An 18698-nucleotide genomic window follows, 5' to 3' on the forward strand; every position below is an offset into this window, starting at 1 on the left:
TGAAGTTTACCCTATAGGTAATTTTAGACAACCCAAAAATACCTATAATTTGTAAATGTCAACACATTAGCAGCGAATACCTTCCAACTTATCCACAAGCCAGAGATTGATAGCCTAAAAAACAAACAGAAAATCACCCAAACGTCTCATTAGGCCACTGCTACAGCAAAACCGAGTACCAGAAGAGGCGGCCGATTATCTCAACATCATCAATGTCAGCTTCTTCATCCGGGTATGCGGCGCTGTTGTAGCTGCGAATGATCAGCTTGCCACCAGGTTTGCGGTATAACAGCTTAATGCGTTTTAACTGGTTGTTTCCGCCATCAGCCTGGCCAATGGCATAGAGTTTTCCGTCAACAACACGTTTGTTGTTCGTATCCACCGCTACTGTAGTGCCGTCAGGAATAACCGGTTCCATGCTGTCTCCCGTTGCCGGGAAGCACAAAACGCCTGACCCATCGCTGTTGGCACCAATGCGCCGAAGAGTAGCCTTTGAGAACCGTAATTTGAAACCGTTATGATCTTCGCTATGAATTCTTCCGTCTCCACAGGCGAACTCAATATCTTTCAGGAACGGAACTTCAACCTCATCGTTACCTAACGGAGTGTTACTGTCCCATACCTCAATGGTTCCCCATTCTGATTCTGGTGGAATAGAGGATTCTTTGTGCTGTTCATTGTCGGGATCATTTCTGCCGTATTCCAGCCACTCAGGACGAACTCCAAGCCAGCGACTAAGGGCCAATATATTGGTTTGGTCTGGTATTGCTGATGCGTTAAGCCACTTCCAGATCCCTGGCTCAGATACGGTAATCCCTTGTGACTTCATAGCCTCTCTGATCCTGCCAGCCTGCCCACGACCTCCCACGCCAGCATCAAGTAATGCAGCGCGGAGTCTCTTTGAAAATTCTTCTTTTAAATCGTCTTTTTTAACCATGTGTTAATTATCAATTAGAGTTGACATAACTGTCAGTTAAGATATAACCTTAACTCGTAGTTAATATAGTTAACGGAAAACACTATGAACCCAATGCAATTTGCAATCGAAGCTGTAGGCGGACAAACCGCAGCAGCACGCCTATGCGGTCTGTCGAATGTTGCTATTCACAAGTGGGTAAAGAACGCGGCATTGCCTCGTACTGAGTACACAGAGAAAACCAATTATTCACAGCTTTTGGCTGACGCATCAAAAGGGCAGTTTACGGCAGAGTGGCTGCTTCAGGCCGCAAACCCTGACCGAATTAAACATGGTTCCCATGCCGCCTGACCGGCGGCCCTAACCACGAAAGGGAAAGCAATGCATTCACTTGCGTATCAACAAGGTAACAAATTTTCGCCAACGGCGATGATTTACCAGAATCGCCGGGAACCTGGTTCCACGGCGTTAAACATCGATGGGATCCGCGCAGCTGTTCGCGCCTGGGCTGCTGATTGCCGCAGCCGTGAATTTGTCGCAGCGCTGATTGTGGAAGAGTGGCGGACAACCGGCGGCGACGGTCTGGATATCCCGACTGACTCGCACCGCCAGATGCAGAAGGTTTTTCGTTGGATTGATGGCGATACCGAATACGCCGCCAACAACATTCGCCAGTTGGCGCCTGCAATCATGGCCGTTCTTCCGCTGGAGTATCGTCCCCGTCTGCTGCCAGAAGACAGCTTCATGTCCCGTTTAGCGCGCCTTGAGAGGGAAACGAGCGAGGCGAAGGTGGCCGTTGCGATGAATGCTCCGCGCCATCAAAAGCTGAAGGAACTTAGTGAGGGGATCGTAGAGATGTTCCGTGTTGACCCGGACCTGACTGCGCCTCTGATGGCCATGGTCACTTCGATGCTTGGGGTTATGTGATGGGAAGTATCAAGAAAGGCGAAAGCCGCGCTGTTGGTAGCAGCTACGGCTCTCAAAACACTGTGTTATGTCAACAACACTAACGAGGTAAGTATGTCAGGAATAATCAATACGGGCAATATCCTGAAGATGACAAGCCGTGAAATCGCGGATCTTACTGATAAGCGTCATTTCGATGTGATGCGCGATATAGAACGCATGTTTGAGCAACTCGGTGAAGACGTTATTGGGTGTGCGCAAAACTTCGTACACCCCCAGAACGGTCAGGAATACCGTGAATATGCTCTTGACCGTGAGCATACCGAATGCCTGGTAACCGGCTACAGTGCTCAGCTTCGCATGAGAGTGATACGTCGCCTCCACGAACTTGAAGAGCAATCTCGCCCTCTGCTTCCGCAGACACTGCCTGAAGCACTGCGCCTGGCTGCAGATTTGGCTGAAGAAAAGCTTCAGCTTGAGAATCAACTTTCCATTGCGGCGCCGAAGGTTCAGTTCGTTGACAGCTACGTTAATGCGTCGGGTTCGCTCGGATTTCGCGAGACCTGCAAACTTCTGCACATCAAAGAAAACCTCTTTCGCCAGTTCCTGCTGGATAACGAAATCATGTATCTGCTGGCCGGGAAGTTGACGCCGTACGCGCAGCACATTGACGCAGGTCGGTTCACTGTGAAGACAGGTGAAAACCAGTTTAACGGCCATGCGTTTACTCAGAACAAATTCACACCTAAAGGCATCCAGTGGATCGCCGGGTTATGGGCCGCTCAGCAGGTTAAGGAGCGTGCAGCATGACAATGGCGACCGTCTATGACTTAAACGCCGCAAGGCAACTCAGGAGCAACAGGATGGAAAACCAGAAGTCTGGTTACATCCCGTTGTACCGGAGCGTGCTTAAGCAGCCATGGGCGAAGGATGTTTATCTTCGCACTCTGTGGGAGAACCTGCTTATGAGCGCAGCCAGACAACCCTACATTGCCTCATTTAAGGGGCGTGAATGGCCTCTGCATACCGGTCAACTGGTAGTAACTGCAGCCGATTTAGGCCTTCAGCTTTGCGACAGAAACGGAGTGCCAACAAGCAGGGATTCTGTTGAGCGAATGCTGTCTGTTTTTGTCCGCGAAGGGATGATCACCATCACTGGAGAGAAGCGAAAAGGCAGGGTGATCACTATCACAAATTATGCTGAATATGCTCAAAAAATGGACGATTTACCCGCACATAAAGCCGCACATACAGGCGCACATGACGAAGCCAGTAGTGGCGCGGGTTCTGATGGGTATGCCGCACATAAGGCCGCACAATTCCCCGCACATCATGAACAAGAAGGTAATAACAAGAATAAAAACATTAAAAGATCTTCGTCGAAGAATTCTCGCGAATTCACCGACGCCCGTCTGAAGAAATTTTTATCTGCTCATCCTGAAGCGGTGATTTACACACCGTCAGGTGCCAGGTGGGGAACCGCTGACGACCTGAAGGCTGCCGAGTGGATCGCTGTACGCGTGAAGAAAATCAACCCGTCCTGCAAAGAACCTGACCTGAGAGCCTGGTCGAATGATATTCGCCTGACGAACCAGATCGACGGGCGTACACATCGTGAAATTTGCGACCTGTACGACTGGGCCAGTAAACACCATTTCTGGCACAAAAACGTCATGTGTCCAGCCAGTCTGCGCAAGCAGTGGGACAGGCTGACTATGGAGCGCGCAGAAACCGGAACAGGCTCAGTTAGCACCGGAAAACCAAAGGTTGACCTGACCAACACTGACTGGATTCACGGGGTGAAAATATGAAGCCAATTGCAGAGCAGATGCACAATTTCGACCGTGAGCAGATGCGCCGAATTGCGAACAATCTTCCGGAACAGTACGGAGAAAAATCACCTGTTGAGCAGGTGGCGCAGATCATCAACGGTGTGTTCACACAGCTACTCGCGGCGTTCCCGGCGGCACTGGCTGGGCGCGATCAAACCGATATGGACGAAATTCGCCGCCAGTGGGTCATGGCCTTTGCCGAGAACGGTGTCACCACCATGGAACAAGTCGACGCTGGTATGCGTGTTGCACGCCGACAGGCAAAACCGTTCCTGCCATCTCCTGGTCAGTTCGTCGCCTGGTGCAAACAAGAAATGCGGCCGTTTGGCGTGAGTGTTGATGACGTAATGGCTGAGTTTAAGCAATGGCAGCGGCTCGTCTTCAAGTACACAAGCAGCGAGAAATATCCCTGGTCACAACCGGTCATGTACCACATTTGCCTGGAGTTACGTCGCCGCAGCACAGACGGTCAGCTCAGCGAGAAAGAACTGAAAGTTGTCGCTTGCGAGGTGTTGGCGTACTGGGAGAAACGTGCCGATGAGGGGCATCCGGTCCCCCCTGTTCGCCGCGCTCTGGCCGCCCCGAAAACAGAACAGGGGCCAACACCGGCACAGCTTCTGAAAGCCAAATACGACCGCATGAAAAATAACGGGATGGTGTGAGATGGACAGCATAAAACAACGCATCGTCAGCTACGTGAAAGCCAATCAGCCAGTCAGCGTAGCGGACATGATCCGCGATTTGAGTATCGGTCGCTCCCGTTACTACGAGGAAGCTAAAGCGCTGAGAAGACTCGGCATGCTGCGTAGTGTATCCGGCATCGGTGTATTCGCCAGCGAAGCTGATCATCAGACCTGGCTCGATCACGGCGGCAGGGAAGCGATTTCCCGTCGAGCAGTCGAGGCAAATGCGGCTGGCCAGCAAGCCAAAGGCATCGCTAAGGCGCCGGCTGACAAAGACGATCCGAAGATGTTCATACCCTACAACCCGGATAAAAACGGAGTGGTTGCAGAGTTCATGAAAAGCGAAGCGCATCAGCGCCTGATGATGGTTTACGGGAGGGTAGGGGCATGAAACCGACATACGAACAACTGCAGGAGCAGTTAGAAAACGCCAAGCGCGAATTCCGCTCTGCTGATATCACAATGCAGAATCTGGAGGCTAAGTGCGAAAGACTGGCTGCGGAGAATGCGGGGTTGAAGTCATGTGCTGAATTTTACAGTGCTGGTTTCCGTGCAGAACAAGCTAGAGGCGCATTTGGCCTTGAATGGAAGCCAACAGAACAGTTGCTTGATGATTGCGGAAATATTGCATCAGATGCACTGAAAACCCCAGTCACAGACGCTTTCCTGGCTGAAGTGCGGGCAAGCGCCATTCCAGACGGTTACGTGCTTGTGCCTCAACAAATTTTCCTTGAGCCATCTGATATTGAGTCAATCTGTTCGCAATGTGGTGACGGTCATGAATCCGGGTACGGTGATTTTACTGACGGCCTGTTGTGGGTCGGCAGCATTCAGCGTGATGACGGCAGCGTTGTTCATGGACTGCATATTTCGTCTGCTGATTACTCAGAAGAAGGTGGTGTAACTGTTTTCGAGTTCGCCGCCCAGATTCGCAAGGGGGACGCGCTATGAGCATCGCAGCAATGATGAATACTGGTTTAGCTGTTATTGGATGGTTATACATCATGTTTAAAGCCGGCGAATGGTTTATCAGTATCGCCTTTAAGCAATGGGTATCCAGAAAGAAGCAGGAAAAGAGACAGAAGGCTGTTAATGAGATGTATGACGCATTCAACCTTTCTGAGATTGAGCCTGGTGGGTCTGTTCGACTGGAAACAAAAGGCGACCTGATAATACTGATGTTTCGTAAGGAGTCCGCCCAATGAGCAATACCACCAAAGTGCTGAATTATGACCCTGCAGACCCGGATAAAATGCGTCTGCCAAAAGGTTCTAATTGCGGCAACTGCCATCATATTCGGCGCTGTAAAGCCATTTTCGGACACACAGAGACGGATACCTATTGCGACTGGTCGCCATCGCGTTTCATCCCGGTACGGACAGAAGGAGCAGCCCAATGAGCAATATCGACAAACAGGCGCTGCTGAGCACCGATAAACACGCCAATCAGCATCGCCTTTCTCGCCTTACTATGGAAGTGCATAGCGATGAGCTTCGTATTATAGCGTCAGCAGTAGAGAGCTATACAGACGAGTTGATAGCAGCGCTGGAAGCCGCAGAAAAACTGGCGACACAGCAGGAAAATATCGCGGTTGCGCTATTTGATGAGGTGACCACGTCACTCCGAAATGCCAACGATAACGTGTCAGAACTGCGTGAATGTCTCGCAGCCGCAGAGAAGCGCATCACCGAACTGTTAAGCGAGAATGCTGGGCTAAAAAACAGCGTTGAAAATGCGGCAGGCTGCATCAATGCCGCGTATGCAGAGGGGCTTATTGATGTGCTCAGTGAAAGCAACGACGAGCGTCTTGTTGACCTGGTTAAGCGTCGCTTGTTGTTCTCCTATCTCCCTGTAGAAACCCCAGCAACCAATGAAAAGCTTATTGCTATGGGTGATTGGGTGCTGCGTGATCAACTGGAGGATGGTACCCGTGCCATCAAAACCCTTAATCGGCGCATGGCAGAACTGGAAATTGCCCGCGACAAATGTTTCCTGAGCGGTCTGAAAACCGGATGGCTATATGGCATCGCTGATGATACGGAAGGCTACAACCATGAAATCTCTGATGCACAGGCAGTAATCGACCGCGCCGCTGGCATCGGTAAGGGGGAATGAGCATGAACGGGGGAATTACATCCGTTGTGTATCGCATTGGCAGTCCAGATAGCTCAGAACATCATTTTACTGAGAACAAGGAACACGCTGATATTGCGAGAAAAAATGGTTATGAAGTGTTGAAGTTTGTCCTTGCAAATAGTAACCCGACATACCAAGAGAGGAGGTTTCAGTTTATCGGCAAGAGGGAATTAGAGTATTGGGCAGACATTGAATTTGGTACGTACCAATATTTGCCGGAAAGCGAAAGGCGGATTATTTACACTGCAAGACCACTCACGGATGGGAGGGACAACCCATGAACACTATTACCAGAGAACGCCTGCTAAAAATACAGCAGTGGCGCGAAACATACGGACCGGGTAGCAACGTTGTGCTGCCAGCAGAAGAAGCTGAAGAACTGGCGCGTATCGCGCTGGCATCGCTGGCGGCTGAGCCTGTTCTTTACGCTGCAGAGGAAACGCTTGCTTACGCTAAGCATGGTGAACTTCACCTGACGTGCTTATCCGAACCAATGGGTGATGCGGTTATTCCCCTGTACGCTACCCCGCCAGCGCAGAGAATGCCGGATATGACTGACTTCCGTCCTTTCCCGTTCTGCAACTCACCAGTGAAATGGTGCGGAGAAAACAGCGCGGATCCAGAAGATGACCACGCTTGCCACCACATCCAGTGTACAAACTCTGAATGCGGCGCTGATTTTGATTTCACCAATACCGGCGACGATCTGCTTCCTGATGATCCCGCTATTCTTGACGCAATGACGGCGGCGGAATGTTTGCAGCCTCTGCGTAACGTATGCCTCAACAGATTTAATAGCCGTGCCGCCATGCTTCAGGGGAGCCAGCCTGTAAGTAATCGTGATGAGTTGCCAGAGGAGAAAGGCTCATCGCTTCAACTGCGCAATTTAATCCGGCGGCGCCATGCTGAATGGTCTGATACCACGTTCGGAAATGTTGGCCCTGTTGGTCCACTTAAGCACCTGTCGAAAGAGGCGCTGGAAGCCGCAGCAGAACCTGACGACCTCAGCGAGTGGGCTGATATGCAGTTCCTGTTATGGGACGCCCAGCGGCGCGCTGGTATCTGCGATGGTGAAATCACAGCAGCGATGGAAGAAAAGCTGAAGGTGAACATGGCGCGCCTGTGGCCTGAGCCGAAGGACGGAGAACCGCGACTGCATATCAAGGAGGCTGGCAACTCTCCGGTGATTCAGGATGCTTGGGTGGCTTGCAGTGAGCGGATGCCGGAAGGAATGGTAGATGTAATCACATCTAACGGAGTCGATACCGGGAAAGGTTGGTGGGATGGTGATAACTGGAAGGAATGGCACAAGTATGACGCTGTTCCTGGAAAAATAACCCACTGGATGCCACTGCCAGCAGCACCGCAGCAGGAGGTGAAGTCGTGACATTCAATCGCTACGTACTCACTGTAATGCTCCCTAACCTAATTTTCTGCAAATTAGTCGGCAAGCCAGCCATGGCGATTGAGAAGGCGGCTCGCAAGGTTCGACTGGCATGCGCCCGCCGTATGGGAAGAGTCATGCTGGATGCTCCGCCAAAGGAGAGGCGAGATGCCTAACCCAGTCGATGCAATCCGCAACATCAAGCAACTTTGATAACTCGTTTTCAAAACTAGTGGTATAATTACCCTGTCGTCGGAGTGAACGCCCGGCGATGGGGTCTGCGCATATGATTGGGAAATTATATGCGACCACAATCTGAATACATCAAATTGTCACAGATGCAGAAATGCACCTGCGATTTTCTGCATTCTGCGTTACCTCCCGGAGGTGGCGTATGAAACAGCAATTCCACCTAGTTAACGACACCGTCAAACAGAACGCCATCAACTTCATCCGGGAACTTCCGGTGGATGCTAAGCGCCCGCTGATTATCGATATCAAAGAGATGACCCGCACGCTTCTGCAGAATCGTAAGTTATGGCCGCTGCTGAAAGACCTCTCCGACCAGGTTCTCTGGTACGGCAATAAATACGACTCAGATGACTGGAAAGACCTCATTACCGCGATGGTCGCCAAATCCAAAAAGCAGGAGCAACGAATGGCTCCCGGGCTGGATGGTGGCATTGTGATGTTCGGTCAGCGTACAAGCAAGATGACCGTTCGGCAGATGGTTGAAGTCATTGAAGCTATCTACTGGTTCGGCACGCAGAAGGGCGTGAGGTTCAGCGAGAAATCCCGCCTCGAAATCGAATGGGCGAAGCAGTGGGGTGAGCAGCATGGCTAACCTCATCAATCGCGTCATGAATGGCGGCATCTACAAAGTACCGACACGCAGCAAGCGCAAGCCGGAACTGAGCCCGTCAGAAATACCCACTCTCAAAGATTACACATCCCGCCTGGTGGATCAGAAATGGCTGCGTCTCGCGGCGCGGAGGACGCATGGCTAATTTATGCAAAGCCGCACGCGGCCGCGAATGTCAGGTGCGGATCCCCGGCGTATGCAATGGCAACCCTGAAACCTCAGTACTGGCTCACATTCGACTTGTTGGCCTCTGTGGGACCGGAATCAAGCCGCCTGACCTGATTGCCACCATCGCATGCAGTAGCTGCCACGACGAGATTGATCGCCGTACCCGTCTGGTCGATGCGGAATATGCAAAGGAGTGCGCGCTGGAGGGGATGGCCCGAACTCAGGTTATCTGGTTGAAGGAGGGCCTCATAAAATCATGACAGTCTACGACATCACGCCGATCGGCAAGCCCAGAATGACTCAGCGCGACAGATGGCACAAACGGCCAGCGACAGTGGCGTACTGGTCATACAAAGCGCAGGTTCGTCTGCTGGGCATCGAGTTGCCGGAAGCTGGTTATCACATCACATTCGTTATCCCCATGCCCCAAAGCTGGAGCAAGAAGAAGCGAGCCCAACACGCCGGGAGGCCACATCAGCAGAAACCAGACAAGGACAATCTCGAAAAGGCGCTGCTGGATGCAGTGTTTGATGAAGATAGTCACGTCTGGGATGGTCGGGTTACCAAAATCTGGGGCGAGAAAGGGCAGATCATCATCGAGGAGGCAAAGTGAAGCCTGAGGTTATTGAGTCTCTTCGCTGGCGCTGGCTGCGTCTCCGTATTTATCGCTACCGGGGATCTTTTCCGGTGGCATACCGCATCCTTCGTAATTACATCCGCATTGAAGCAAAACGGGAGCATCGAAATGAAGCTTGAGTCCTTACCAAAATATTTTTCGCCTAAATCCATGGTGCCCGGCGCTGTTCCATGCGGTATTTCAGCAGATACGCTGACTATTACTGACGTAATGGCGTCCCTCGGGCTACTTACTGCAAAGGCTGCTGCGGGTATTGAATTGTATCTGGCAAAAGCCGGGGTTTTATCTTCGGACAATATCATCGCCTACATCAAACAACTGGCAGAGCAACGCGCAGAACGTCACGGGAAACTTAGAAAAATGGAAGAGAATGAGCGCTCAAAATTTCTCGATACTGTGGCGCGTTATGTGTTTCGCGATTATTCCCTCAGCGCGGCCAGTCTGATCACTTGCCCGGATTGCCACGGACAGAAATTTATTGATGCTGAGGTTTTCACGAACAAGGTTACTTACCCGGATGGTAAGCCTCCAAAATGGGTGAAAGATACGAAAGGTATTTCCCCATCAGACTGGGAGGCGTGGAGGTTAGTACGCGAGCAAGTGCGCGTAGTTTGTAAGGAGTGCGAGGGAAAAGGCCATGTGAAAAATGAATGTCGTTGCCGGGGGCGCGGAGAAATTCTCGACAAGAAAAAATCAGAGTTGCAGGGCTTACCGGTTTATAAAAAATGCCCGAGATGCAAGGGAAGAGGTTATCCACGCCTGAAAGATACCGAGATTTTTAAGGCGCTGGGAATAACAGAAATGGTATGGCGCTACAATTATAAACAGTTCTTCGATCGGCTGGTGGAGCATTGCCACATTGAGGAATCCTATGCAGAAAAGGTTCTGGGAAACGTGACTCGATGACCAGCATAATTTAGCTATTGCAAAATTAACGGAAAATGGCTAACCTGGTTCCAACGATGGGTTATTACGCCTGTGACGTTACAAGAATTAAGAACCTCGCTCCGGCGGGGTTTTCTGCATTTAGGGCTGCCTACGGGCGGCCTTTTCTATTTCAGGCCTCACGGGAATCATCCGCTACGAGCTTTGTTGATAAATCCAGCCCGTGAAGCCTGACCCTTACTACAAACAGCACCCGCTAACTATGCGAGGTGAGGCTATGAAAATGAATGACAAGAACCCTGAATTCTGGGCTGCGGTTTTGACCGGACTCAAAAATGCGTGGCCCCAGATTCTGGGGGCGTCAATGGCCGGACTCATTGCTTATGGTCGCCTGATATATGACGGGGCAACACGAAAAAATAAATGGCTTGAGGGCGTCCTTTGTGGCGCCCTTTCTTTATGCATCACCAGCGCACTTGACGTGGTTGGCCTTCCTGTATCGATATCACCGTTCGTCGGTGGTGTGATTGGATTCGTCGGCGTAGACAAGCTGCGCGAAATCGCCATCAGCGCACTTAAAAAACGGGCAGGAGTGAACGATGATCACCAGTGAAAAGGGTATTCGCCTGATTAAGCAGTTCGAAGGCTGTAGGCTCACTGCATATCCTGACCCCGGTACTGGTGGCGATCCGTGGACCATCGGATACGGCTGGACTCACCCGGTAGACGGCAAGCCCGTAAGACCGGGGATGACGATTGACGAGGTTACTGCTGATCGGCTGCTAAAAACGGGGCTGGTGGGTTATGAGAATGACGTGCTGAAGGTTGTCAGAGTAAAACTGACGCAGGGTCAGTTCGATGCGCTGGTCTCGTTCGCTTACAACGTCGGATCGCGGGCGCTATCAACATCCACGCTACTGAAAAAGCTTAATGCAGGCGATATCAAAGGTGCTGCTGATGAGTTTCTCCGCTGGAATAAAGCAGGTGGAAAAGAAATGCCAGGGCTCACGAAACGCCGCAAGGCTGAGCGTGAAGTGTTCCTGTCATGACAGTCATTCTTGAGAAGTACTGGAAGCCACTGGCTCTGATATCGCTGGTATCCGTCGCATTCATCGGCGGAAATGTCTGGAGCAGCCGCGGTTGGGAAAAGAAGTGGGCGGAACGTGATAGCGCGGAATCATCGCAAACAGCAAACGCGCAGACCGCCGCCCGCATGATTGAACAAGGGCGTATTATTGCCCGTGATGAGGCTGTAAAAGATGCACAAGCACAAGCCGCTAAATCTGCTGCCACTGCTGCTGGCCTGTCTGCCACTGTTAGCCAGCTGCGCACCGAAGCAACAAAACTCGCTACCCGCCTGGACGCCGCAAAGCACACCGCAGATCTTGCCGCTACCGTCAGAAGCAAAACAACCGACTCCGACGCCAGAATGCTCGCCGACATGCTCGGAGATATTGCAGCAGAAGCTAAACGTTATGCTGGAATCGCTGACGAACGCTACCGCGCCGGAATGACGTGTGAGCGGATTTACGAATCAGTGATGGATTCGAATAGCAATCAGGCGCTCGCGCATTAAGCATTACAGAAGCTCTTCACTGAGGGGCTTCGATAATGAAATACTGAGCTAATAAAAATGGCAAAAACAAAATGGCCTAAGTTACCGCGCTTTTTCGTTCCGTTGTTTCACTGTGCGAATGTGTATCTGTGCCGGTCAAAAGAAGAATGGCAGCAGGCAGAAAAAGCGCTTGGTGTTTCCCTGGCTGATGTAAGCATGTTCAACGGCATGTGTCGGCAATTCGTCAATGATGAAACCGGTGAGAATCTTTATCTGGTAGGTGTGTTTGATAACAATGCCGCCACACTGGTTCACGAATGCGCACACGCAACGTTTTACTGCTGCAATGATGTTGGTGTGACAATCGACACTGGAGCGGCAAACGAAACCTACTGCTATCTGCTCGACAGAATGTTCACGGCATTTCTGCCGCATTTCAAACAGGATTAACTCATGGTGAACGAAGACGAGCGCAGGCCACTTCCACCAGTTAATTTCATTGGCCCCGATAACTGGCAGCCCTACACCAGATTAATTCCCGCCAATGAAGCGCATGAGTGGATAAGCCGACAAATCCTCAGCGATAGCGGAAGCATACATAATCCTGACCACGCCCATTTAATTGAAGCAGATTTGTGCTTTATGTGGGCTTCAGAATCGTTCGCGAAAAAAGGGCGATATGTTCTTGGTCAGGCCGAACAGGTAATGCTCCGTGCCGGTGGTTGGCAGAAAGCAAGAATGGAACAGCAGATGCATGAATGGTTCGGGCGCATCCCGAAGTTCATCATCACGCTGGCAGCCGACTACTGCTCACAATGCAGTGACCTCGAGTTCTGCGCTTTGGTAGAGCATGAGCTTTACCACATAGCGCAGGAGACCGATGAATACGGCTCCCCGAAGTTCTACCGTGACTCCGGCCTGCCGAAATTGTGTATGCGTGGTCACGATGTTGAAGAGTTCGTTGGCGTGGTCCGTCGATATGGTGCTAGCGCCGACGTGCAAGAACTGGTGGACGCAGCCAATCAACCTGCAGAGGTGGCAAAACTTAACATCGCCAGAGCGTGCGGGACGTGCATGTTGAAACTGGCTTAAATACTGGACTGTATAAGACGAATGGTGATTTATGGCTGCATTAAAACCTGATGTGAAAGCCTTCATCATTCAGTCGCTTGCGTGTTATGACACGCCATCGCAGGTCGTCGAGGCTGTCCAAAAAGAATTCGGGATCAATATAACCCGGCAACAGGCTGAATCTCACGATCCTACGAAGGTCAGCGGTAAGACGCTTGCAAAAAAGTGGGTCGAACTTTTCAACGAAACCCGCGAGCGCTTCCAGACGGAAATTGCAGAAATCCCGATCGCTAATAAGGCTTATCGGCTTCGCGTACTGCAACGAATGTCTGTGACCGCCGAGAACATGAAAAACCTCGGCATGACGGCCCAGCTTCTCGAACAGGCTGCGAAAGAGGTCGGTGACGTTTATACCAACAAGCAGAAGGTTGAACAGAACGTTATATCCACTCACAACGTTATGCCCGTTCCATCCTGTGACAACGTTGACGAATGGGAAGCTGCTGCGCAGAAACAACAAAATGAGGTTCTTGGTGGATGAATTACAAGGCTGTATGGAAGCCTCTGCCCGGATCACAGTCTCTTTCGCTGAGTTGCCCATGTAATGAGATCCTCTACGAGGGAACACGTGGACCAGGCAAAACCGCTGCGCAGTTGGCGCGTTTTCGCCGTAATGTCGGTGTCGGTTATGGTTCATTCTGGCGCGGTGTCATTTTTGACACTGAGTATAAAAACCTTGCAGACATCATCACGCAGTCGAAGCGTATGTATAACCTGTTCGGCGACGGGGCAAATTTTCTTCGGTCTGCGAGTGAATTGCGATGGGTGTGGCCTACTGGTGAAGAACTGCTGTTCCGGTTCGGAAGCGAAGCTGATGATTACTGGAACTTCCACGGACAGGAATTTCCGTTTATCGGCTTTAACGAGCTGACCAAACAACCTAACTCAGATTTCTACGAAGCAATGTTTTCGTGTCGCCGCTCATCGTTCCGGCCTGAAGACTATCCGCGAAAAGATGGATCGTTGCTAAAACCGATCCCACTCGAAGTATTCAGCACGACAAACCCATTTGGCATTGGTCATACCTGGGTAAAAAAACGATTTATCGAACCGGCACCGCGCGGAACTGTACAGCGTCACAAGCAATTAGTGTTCAACCCTCAAACCGAGCGGGAAGAAGAGATCACGTTAACCCGCGTCGCGATACACGGTTCTTTCAAAGAGAACCCGTATCTCGATCCGCAGTACATTGCAACGCTGATGGCAATTAAAGACCCGAACCGTCGCAAGGCGTGGGTAGAGGGCTCATGGGATGTGACCAGCGGCGGTCGCTTTGACCATCTGTGGAATGAATCACTGCATGTCATTAAACCGTTTCGTATACCGGATAGCTGGACTGTTGACCGATCCCATGACTGGGGGGAGTCGAAACCGTTTTCTAACCTCTGGTGGGCGCGTACGGATGGCACTGTCGCGATGCTGCCGGATGGGCGTCAATTCTGCCCGCCCGCCGGGTCTCTGATTCTGATTGGCGAGTGGTACGGTTGCCCGCCTGACGAACTGAATAAAGGGCTGAACATGTCATCTACCAACGTCGCAAAAGGCGTCGCGTGGATTGATAAGCGGCTAACAGGCCAGGAAGTTGACGAACCTGACGAGATAAAACTCGATGGTGTCACTCAGGGACAACTCAACATCATGCCGGGCATCTGCAAAAAGGTTGTTCCCGGCCCGGCCGATAGCGCGATCTACAACACTGGCGATGATGAACTTTCAATCGCTCAGAAAATGGAAGTGCAGGGTGTTAAATGGGTTGAGGCCAACAAAAAGCCCGGTTCTCGCGTTAATGGTGCCGCGTTGTTCGCTGACATGCTGGAGGCGGTTGTCGAAGGCAAAAAACTGGAATCCGGGATACCAGAAAAACCCGCGTTTTATGTTTTTGATTACTGCCGTGGCTGGATAAGCCGTATTCCTGTACTCGTCCGCGACAGCAAAAACCCTGATGACGTTGATACACAGCAGGAAGACCACGACTGGGACGGAACTCGTTATGCAGTTCTGCACAATCCTCCGAAGCCCGCTTTCTCCATCTCACTGGACACAACATTCTGATGGCTAATAACGACATTACCTTTGTCCGTCCTGAGGTCGGGGCGGCAATGCCCGTGTGGAAAAAAATTCGCGATGTTTGTAAGGGGGCGGATGCCGTTAAGGCTGACGGGAACGCGTATCTCCCGTATCTCGATCCCTCCGATAAATCAGCGCGAAACAAAAAACGCAATGAGGCGTACATTGAAAGAGCAGTTTTCTATGCGGTAACGGGGAATACGAAAATCGGCCTGATGGGCCTTGCCTTTCGTAAAGACCCGACTCTGACCGCACCGGAAAAGCTCACTTACGTTCAGAACAATGCTGATGGTGCCGGGACAAGTATCTACCAGCAGGCGCAGCAGGTGCTTGAAAATGTTCTTGAGGCGGCCCGTGACGGGCTTTACGTTGATTACGCCAGCGCCAGTGATGAAGCCATTATTCTCCGCTATCTGGCAGAGAATATCATCAACTGGCGCACGGAAAGGATTAACGGACGCGATCAGCTAGTGCTGGTGGTGCTGCGCGAGTGTATTGAAGAGCCTGACGGTTACGGATTTCAGGAACGCATCCAGTATCGTGAACTGGCGCTGGAGGAGGGAAAATTCGTTTGCCGGGTCTGGCGCAGGTCGGGTGATACGCAATCCGGGGCGTATGAAATCGATTCCGAATATTGGCCTAAGCCCAAAGGGGAAAAATACTGGAATGAAATTCCGTTTACGTTTGTTGGTGCGCAAAATAACGATCCGACAATTGATGAATCCCCACTTGCAGCGCTGACAGAAATTAATCTGGGTCATTACCGGAATTCCGCTGACTATGAGGACAGTGTGTTCTTCTGCGGTCAGGTGCAGCCGGTAATCACAGGATTGGGTACGGAATGGCGAGACTGGTTGCAAAAACAGGGTATTAAAGTCGGCTCCCGGTCACCACTTTTGCTACCAGAGAAAGGCGGGTTCACCTACGCACAGGCGCAGCCCAACACCCTCGCTAAAGAGGCAATGGACAGCAAGCGTGATTATATGGTGCAGCTTGGCGCCCGGTTAATTGAGCAGAATTCTGCTGTCAAGACAGCCACGCAAGCTACCGGAGAGCAGACGGCATCGACTTCTGTTCTGGGTATCTGTGCAGCGAACGTCACTGAAGCCTATGGCCGAGTTCTCGCGTGGTGCGCGCGCTATCTTGGTGTGAAAAATGAAACACCGACATTCGTTATCAGTCAGGAATTTATCGCCAGAGTGGCTGAGTCAGGGATAGTCACAGCTATTGTTGCGGCATGGCAGTCCGGCGCAATTCGTGATTCCGATATGGTACGCGCGTTGCAGAAACTGGACATCATAGACCCCGCTGACAGCGTTGAAGATGTAATCGACACAATCCGCAATCAGGAGCCAACGTTGATCGGAGGCGGTAATGGCGACGGTTAACGAGCAACTGCGTGACGAGTCCATAGCGCACGCTATCTGGATTAGTCGTTACAGTACCGGCGTTGCCAACAGGATGGTGAAGCTGCTCAACGAAAGTGATGCTGAGTTGACAGCACGATTACTGGTGGCGATGGATGGTCTTGATGCAGACAGTTTCACTGTAACGCGCCTTCAGGCATTACTCGCCAGCGTCAGGGCAGTGAACCATCAGGCGATTCAGTCAATGCTGCAAGGGTTGTCCGAAGAACTGAACGACCTGGCGCAACATGAGGCGGGGTATCAGTTGAGCCTGTTTGATTCTCTGCTGCCTGATTTTGTGACCGACGCTCATCCTCTGGTGGGTATCTCTCCTGACGCGCTGTATGCCGCAGCGATGGCGAAACCCTTTCAGGGGCGATTACTCAGCGAATGGGCGTCAAATCTCGAAGCGGATCGCCTAAACCGCATCAGCAATACAGTGCGACAGGGCTTTTTGCTGGGCGATACGACAGAGCAGATAGCGCGCAAGGTTCGCGGTCACGCTAATCGCGGCTATCAGGATGGCGCGTTACAGATGAGTCGCGCCAATGCCGCCAGTATCGCGAAAACGGCAGTGGGGCATCTTGCGGCGACGGCGCGTAACAGCTTTGCTGACGCCAATAACGACCTGATGAAGGGTAAGCAGTGGCTTTCCACCCTGGACAATCGCACAACGGCGCAATGCCGCATACGGGACAGGCTGAAATACACGCTCGAAGGTAAGCCGATTGGTCACAAGGTTCCGTATCTGTCCGGCCCGGGGCGCATCCACTTCTGTTGCCGGAGCACCGAAACTTACATCCTCAAATCAGCCGAAGAACTCGGTATTGATGTTCGCGATATTCCGCCAGGTACTCGCGCCAGCATGGACGGACAGGTTGCCGGTGATACAACTTATCAGGAATGGTTCTCGCGCCAGTCGTTCGATCGACAAAAGCAGATCGTTGGTGAGAAACGCGCGCGACTTGTCCGTGATGGTGGCATGTCTCCTGATGAGTTCTACACCGATAAAGGCGAATGGCTGACGCTGGCGCAGTTGCGGGAACGTGACGAACAGGCATTCAGAGAGGCGGGTTTATGAAACTAACATTAATTAACCGGCTGAAATTGTGCTGGGAAATACTAACGGTAAAAAGCGGGCATGCGCACATCGCGCAAGAGAAGCAACTCTCTACATTTCAGCGCGGATACCGTGCTGGTTTAAAAGACGGATGCGTTAACGATTCGCACTGAGTTAACGAAACCACTCCTTATCTTCAATCAAACTCACAACAGGCTGCCTCCGGGCGGCCTTTTTTATTGGGCCAGGCCCACACTGAATATCCCAAGGGGACAATATGCTTATTCGTAACATGCTCATCAAATATTATTCGGCGGCCGGTGGTGAAGGCGGTGAAGGTGGCGGCGGTGGCGGTGGCGGCGCACCAGAAATTACGCCAGAAATTCAGAAGCTGATTGATGAGCAGGTATCAGCTCAGGTGTCAGGGCTGAAAAACAAAAATACTGAACTGCTCGGAAAGCTCAAGGAGTCCACCGAATCCCTCAAACGTTTTGACGGCATCGACCCTGACGCTGTACGCAGCATTCTGCAACGTTTTTCCGACGATGAAGAAGCAAAGCTGATCGCCGATGGAAAAATTGATGAGGTGCTGAACAAGCGTACTGAACGTTTACGCGCTGACGTTGATAAGAAAATCAAAGCTGCTAACGAGCGCGCAGATAAAGCCGAAGCGTTCTCCAACAAATTCCGGGATCGGGTGCTGGCTGATGCAATTCGCGCGGCGGCTGCAACCGTCGGCGCGCTGCCTGAAGCGTCCGACGACCTGATCCTCCGTGCCAAAGGCACATTCCAGCTCAACGACGAAGGCGAGGCCGTAGCTGTTGATGCAAACGGTGATGTTCTGTTCGGCAAAGACGGCAAGACCCCGTTAAGCCCTGCTGAGTGGGCGGAATCCCTGAAAGAATCCGCGCCGCACCTGTTCCCCCGCGCTGAAGGCACGGATGCAGGTGGTCATAAGCAGCAGGGAAGCGGCGCTCTTAAACGCTCTGAAATGACATCGGCCGATAAAACAGCCTACATCCGTAAACACGGACAACAGGCCTTCCTCAGGTTACCAAAGTAAGGAACAA

General features: G+C 51.7%; 29 protein-coding genes and 1 pseudogene. 29 read left to right on the top strand and 1 reads right to left on the bottom strand.

The genetic code is table 11. From position 1 onward, the window contains the following. Window positions 1–160: 160 nt before the first annotated feature. Window positions 161–937 (bottom strand): helix-turn-helix transcriptional regulator, encoded by a 777-nt coding sequence (locus WM46_RS04540; RefSeq protein WP_102601546.1) that lies wholly within the window; start codon window positions 935–937, stop codon window positions 161–163. 84 nt (window positions 938–1021) lie between these two features. Here WM46_RS04540 and WM46_RS04545 point away from each other — a divergent pair, with 84 nt between their 5' ends. The 29 genes and pseudogenes from WM46_RS04545 to WM46_RS04675 all read left to right on the top strand — a co-directional run bounded on the left by WM46_RS04545 (window position 1022) and on the right by WM46_RS04675 (window position 18691). After that, entirely contained in the window at window positions 1022–1267 is a 246-nt protein-coding gene (locus WM46_RS04545; protein WP_102601547.1) for a hypothetical protein, read from the top strand. A 30-nt stretch (window positions 1268–1297) separates the two neighbouring features. Further along, window positions 1298–1843 carry a toxin YdaT domain-containing protein gene (locus WM46_RS04550; RefSeq protein ID WP_102601548.1) on the top strand — a complete coding sequence of 182 codons (546 nt, stop codon included), beginning with the start codon at window positions 1298–1300 and terminating at the stop codon, window positions 1841–1843. A 93-nt stretch (window positions 1844–1936) separates the two neighbouring features. Continuing rightward, entirely contained in the window at window positions 1937–2632 is a 696-nt protein-coding gene (locus WM46_RS04555) for a phage antirepressor KilAC domain-containing protein (protein ID WP_102601549.1), read from the top strand. Window positions 2633–2685: 53 nt separating this feature from the next. Next, window positions 2686–3633: a replication protein gene (locus WM46_RS04560; protein WP_102603773.1), complete on the top strand. Its 948-nt coding sequence runs from the start codon at window positions 2686–2688 to the stop codon at window positions 3631–3633. Further along, window positions 3630–4316: a replication protein P gene (locus tag WM46_RS04565; RefSeq protein WP_102601550.1), complete on the top strand. Its 687-nt coding sequence runs from the start codon at window positions 3630–3632 to the stop codon at window positions 4314–4316. The genes WM46_RS04560 and WM46_RS04565 overlap by 4 nt, the downstream gene beginning before the upstream one ends. Window position 4317: 1 nt before the next feature. After that, window positions 4318–4728: a hypothetical protein gene (locus tag WM46_RS04570; RefSeq protein WP_102601551.1), complete on the top strand. Its 411-nt coding sequence runs from the start codon at window positions 4318–4320 to the stop codon at window positions 4726–4728. Continuing rightward, complete coding sequence (locus WM46_RS26585; RefSeq protein WP_262360453.1) at window positions 4725–5288, top strand: hypothetical protein; 564 nt, start codon at window positions 4725–4727, stop codon at window positions 5286–5288. The genes WM46_RS04570 and WM46_RS26585 overlap by 4 nt, the downstream gene beginning before the upstream one ends. Beyond that, window positions 5285–5542, top strand: a complete 258-nt coding sequence (locus WM46_RS04580) for a DUF4752 family protein (RefSeq protein WP_102601552.1) — start codon at window positions 5285–5287, stop codon at window positions 5540–5542. The genes WM46_RS26585 and WM46_RS04580 overlap by 4 nt, the downstream gene beginning before the upstream one ends. Continuing rightward, window positions 5539–5736, top strand: coding sequence for a hypothetical protein (locus tag WM46_RS04585; RefSeq protein WP_102601553.1), 198 nt, complete (start codon window positions 5539–5541; stop codon window positions 5734–5736). Before WM46_RS04580 ends, WM46_RS04585 begins: the two co-directional genes overlap by 4 nt. After that, on the top strand, window positions 5733–6452 hold the full coding sequence (locus WM46_RS04590) for a hypothetical protein (RefSeq protein ID WP_102601554.1): 720 nt from the start codon (window positions 5733–5735) through the stop codon (window positions 6450–6452). Before WM46_RS04585 ends, WM46_RS04590 begins: the two co-directional genes overlap by 4 nt. 2 nt (window positions 6453–6454) lie before the next feature. Next, complete coding sequence (locus tag WM46_RS04595; protein WP_102601555.1) at window positions 6455–6754, top strand: hypothetical protein; 300 nt, start codon at window positions 6455–6457, stop codon at window positions 6752–6754. 542 nt (window positions 6755–7296) lie between these two features. After that, a pseudogene (locus WM46_RS26800) lies at window positions 7297–7638 on the top strand (dATP/dGTP pyrophosphohydrolase domain-containing protein); the annotation flags it as partial. Between the two features lie 66 nt (window positions 7639–7704). Then, entirely contained in the window at window positions 7705–7860 is a 156-nt protein-coding gene (locus WM46_RS26805; protein WP_410374626.1) for a DUF551 domain-containing protein, read from the top strand. Between the two features lie 391 nt (window positions 7861–8251). After that, entirely contained in the window at window positions 8252–8701 is a 450-nt protein-coding gene (locus WM46_RS04605) for a recombination protein NinB (RefSeq protein ID WP_102601556.1), read from the top strand. After that, window positions 8694–8864 (top strand): NinE family protein, encoded by a 171-nt coding sequence (locus tag WM46_RS04610; RefSeq protein WP_102601557.1) that lies wholly within the window; start codon window positions 8694–8696, stop codon window positions 8862–8864. Before WM46_RS04605 ends, WM46_RS04610 begins: the two co-directional genes overlap by 8 nt. Further along, window positions 8857–9147, top strand: coding sequence for a DUF1364 domain-containing protein (locus tag WM46_RS04615; RefSeq protein WP_102601558.1), 291 nt, complete (start codon window positions 8857–8859; stop codon window positions 9145–9147). The genes WM46_RS04610 and WM46_RS04615 overlap by 8 nt, the downstream gene beginning before the upstream one ends. Next, window positions 9144–9500 carry a RusA family crossover junction endodeoxyribonuclease gene (locus WM46_RS04620; protein ID WP_102601559.1) on the top strand — a complete coding sequence of 119 codons (357 nt, stop codon included), beginning with the start codon at window positions 9144–9146 and terminating at the stop codon, window positions 9498–9500. The genes WM46_RS04615 and WM46_RS04620 overlap by 4 nt, the downstream gene beginning before the upstream one ends. Further along, window positions 9497–9643, top strand: coding sequence for a YlcG family protein (locus WM46_RS26300; RefSeq protein WP_152405020.1), 147 nt, complete (start codon window positions 9497–9499; stop codon window positions 9641–9643). The genes WM46_RS04620 and WM46_RS26300 overlap by 4 nt, the downstream gene beginning before the upstream one ends. Further along, window positions 9633–10430: an antitermination protein gene (locus tag WM46_RS04625; protein ID WP_102601560.1), complete on the top strand. Its 798-nt coding sequence runs from the start codon at window positions 9633–9635 to the stop codon at window positions 10428–10430. Before WM46_RS26300 ends, WM46_RS04625 begins: the two co-directional genes overlap by 11 nt. 262 nt (window positions 10431–10692) lie before the next feature. Beyond that, window positions 10693–11022: a phage holin, lambda family gene (locus WM46_RS04630; RefSeq protein ID WP_099530457.1), complete on the top strand. Its 330-nt coding sequence runs from the start codon at window positions 10693–10695 to the stop codon at window positions 11020–11022. Continuing rightward, a complete protein-coding gene (locus WM46_RS04635; RefSeq protein ID WP_102601561.1) occupies window positions 11009–11458 on the top strand; it encodes a lysozyme in 450 nt (149 codons plus the stop codon). The genes WM46_RS04630 and WM46_RS04635 overlap by 14 nt, the downstream gene beginning before the upstream one ends. Beyond that, window positions 11455–11985 (top strand): DUF2514 domain-containing protein, encoded by a 531-nt coding sequence (locus WM46_RS04640; RefSeq protein WP_102601562.1) that lies wholly within the window; start codon window positions 11455–11457, stop codon window positions 11983–11985. The genes WM46_RS04635 and WM46_RS04640 overlap by 4 nt, the downstream gene beginning before the upstream one ends. Window positions 11986–12042: 57 nt before the next feature. Next, on the top strand, window positions 12043–12414 hold the full coding sequence (locus tag WM46_RS04645) for a hypothetical protein (RefSeq protein WP_102601563.1): 372 nt from the start codon (window positions 12043–12045) through the stop codon (window positions 12412–12414). A gap of 3 nt (window positions 12415–12417) precedes the next feature. Then, window positions 12418–13056 (top strand): putative metallopeptidase, encoded by a 639-nt coding sequence (locus WM46_RS04650; protein WP_102601564.1) that lies wholly within the window; start codon window positions 12418–12420, stop codon window positions 13054–13056. Window positions 13057–13087: 31 nt separating this feature from the next. Further along, on the top strand, window positions 13088–13576 hold the full coding sequence (locus WM46_RS04655; RefSeq protein WP_102601565.1) for a DUF2280 domain-containing protein: 489 nt from the start codon (window positions 13088–13090) through the stop codon (window positions 13574–13576). Then, window positions 13573–15147 (top strand): terminase, encoded by a 1575-nt coding sequence (locus WM46_RS04660; protein ID WP_102601566.1) that lies wholly within the window; start codon window positions 13573–13575, stop codon window positions 15145–15147. The genes WM46_RS04655 and WM46_RS04660 overlap by 4 nt, the downstream gene beginning before the upstream one ends. After that, a complete protein-coding gene (locus tag WM46_RS04665) occupies window positions 15147–16550 on the top strand; it encodes a DUF4055 domain-containing protein (protein ID WP_102601567.1) in 1404 nt (467 codons plus the stop codon). The genes WM46_RS04660 and WM46_RS04665 overlap by 1 nt, the downstream gene beginning before the upstream one ends. After that, window positions 16537–17649: a phage minor head protein gene (locus WM46_RS04670; protein WP_102601568.1), complete on the top strand. Its 1113-nt coding sequence runs from the start codon at window positions 16537–16539 to the stop codon at window positions 17647–17649. Before WM46_RS04665 ends, WM46_RS04670 begins: the two co-directional genes overlap by 14 nt. A 256-nt stretch (window positions 17650–17905) precedes the next feature. Next, window positions 17906–18691: a hypothetical protein gene (locus tag WM46_RS04675; RefSeq protein ID WP_102601569.1), complete on the top strand. Its 786-nt coding sequence runs from the start codon at window positions 17906–17908 to the stop codon at window positions 18689–18691. Window positions 18692–18698 lie beyond the last annotated feature (7 nt).

Origin of the sequence: Citrobacter freundii complex sp. CFNIH2 (assembly GCF_002880615.1) — a bacterium.
Taxonomy (GTDB): Bacteria; Pseudomonadota; Gammaproteobacteria; order Enterobacterales; family Enterobacteriaceae; genus Citrobacter_A; species Citrobacter_A amalonaticus_F.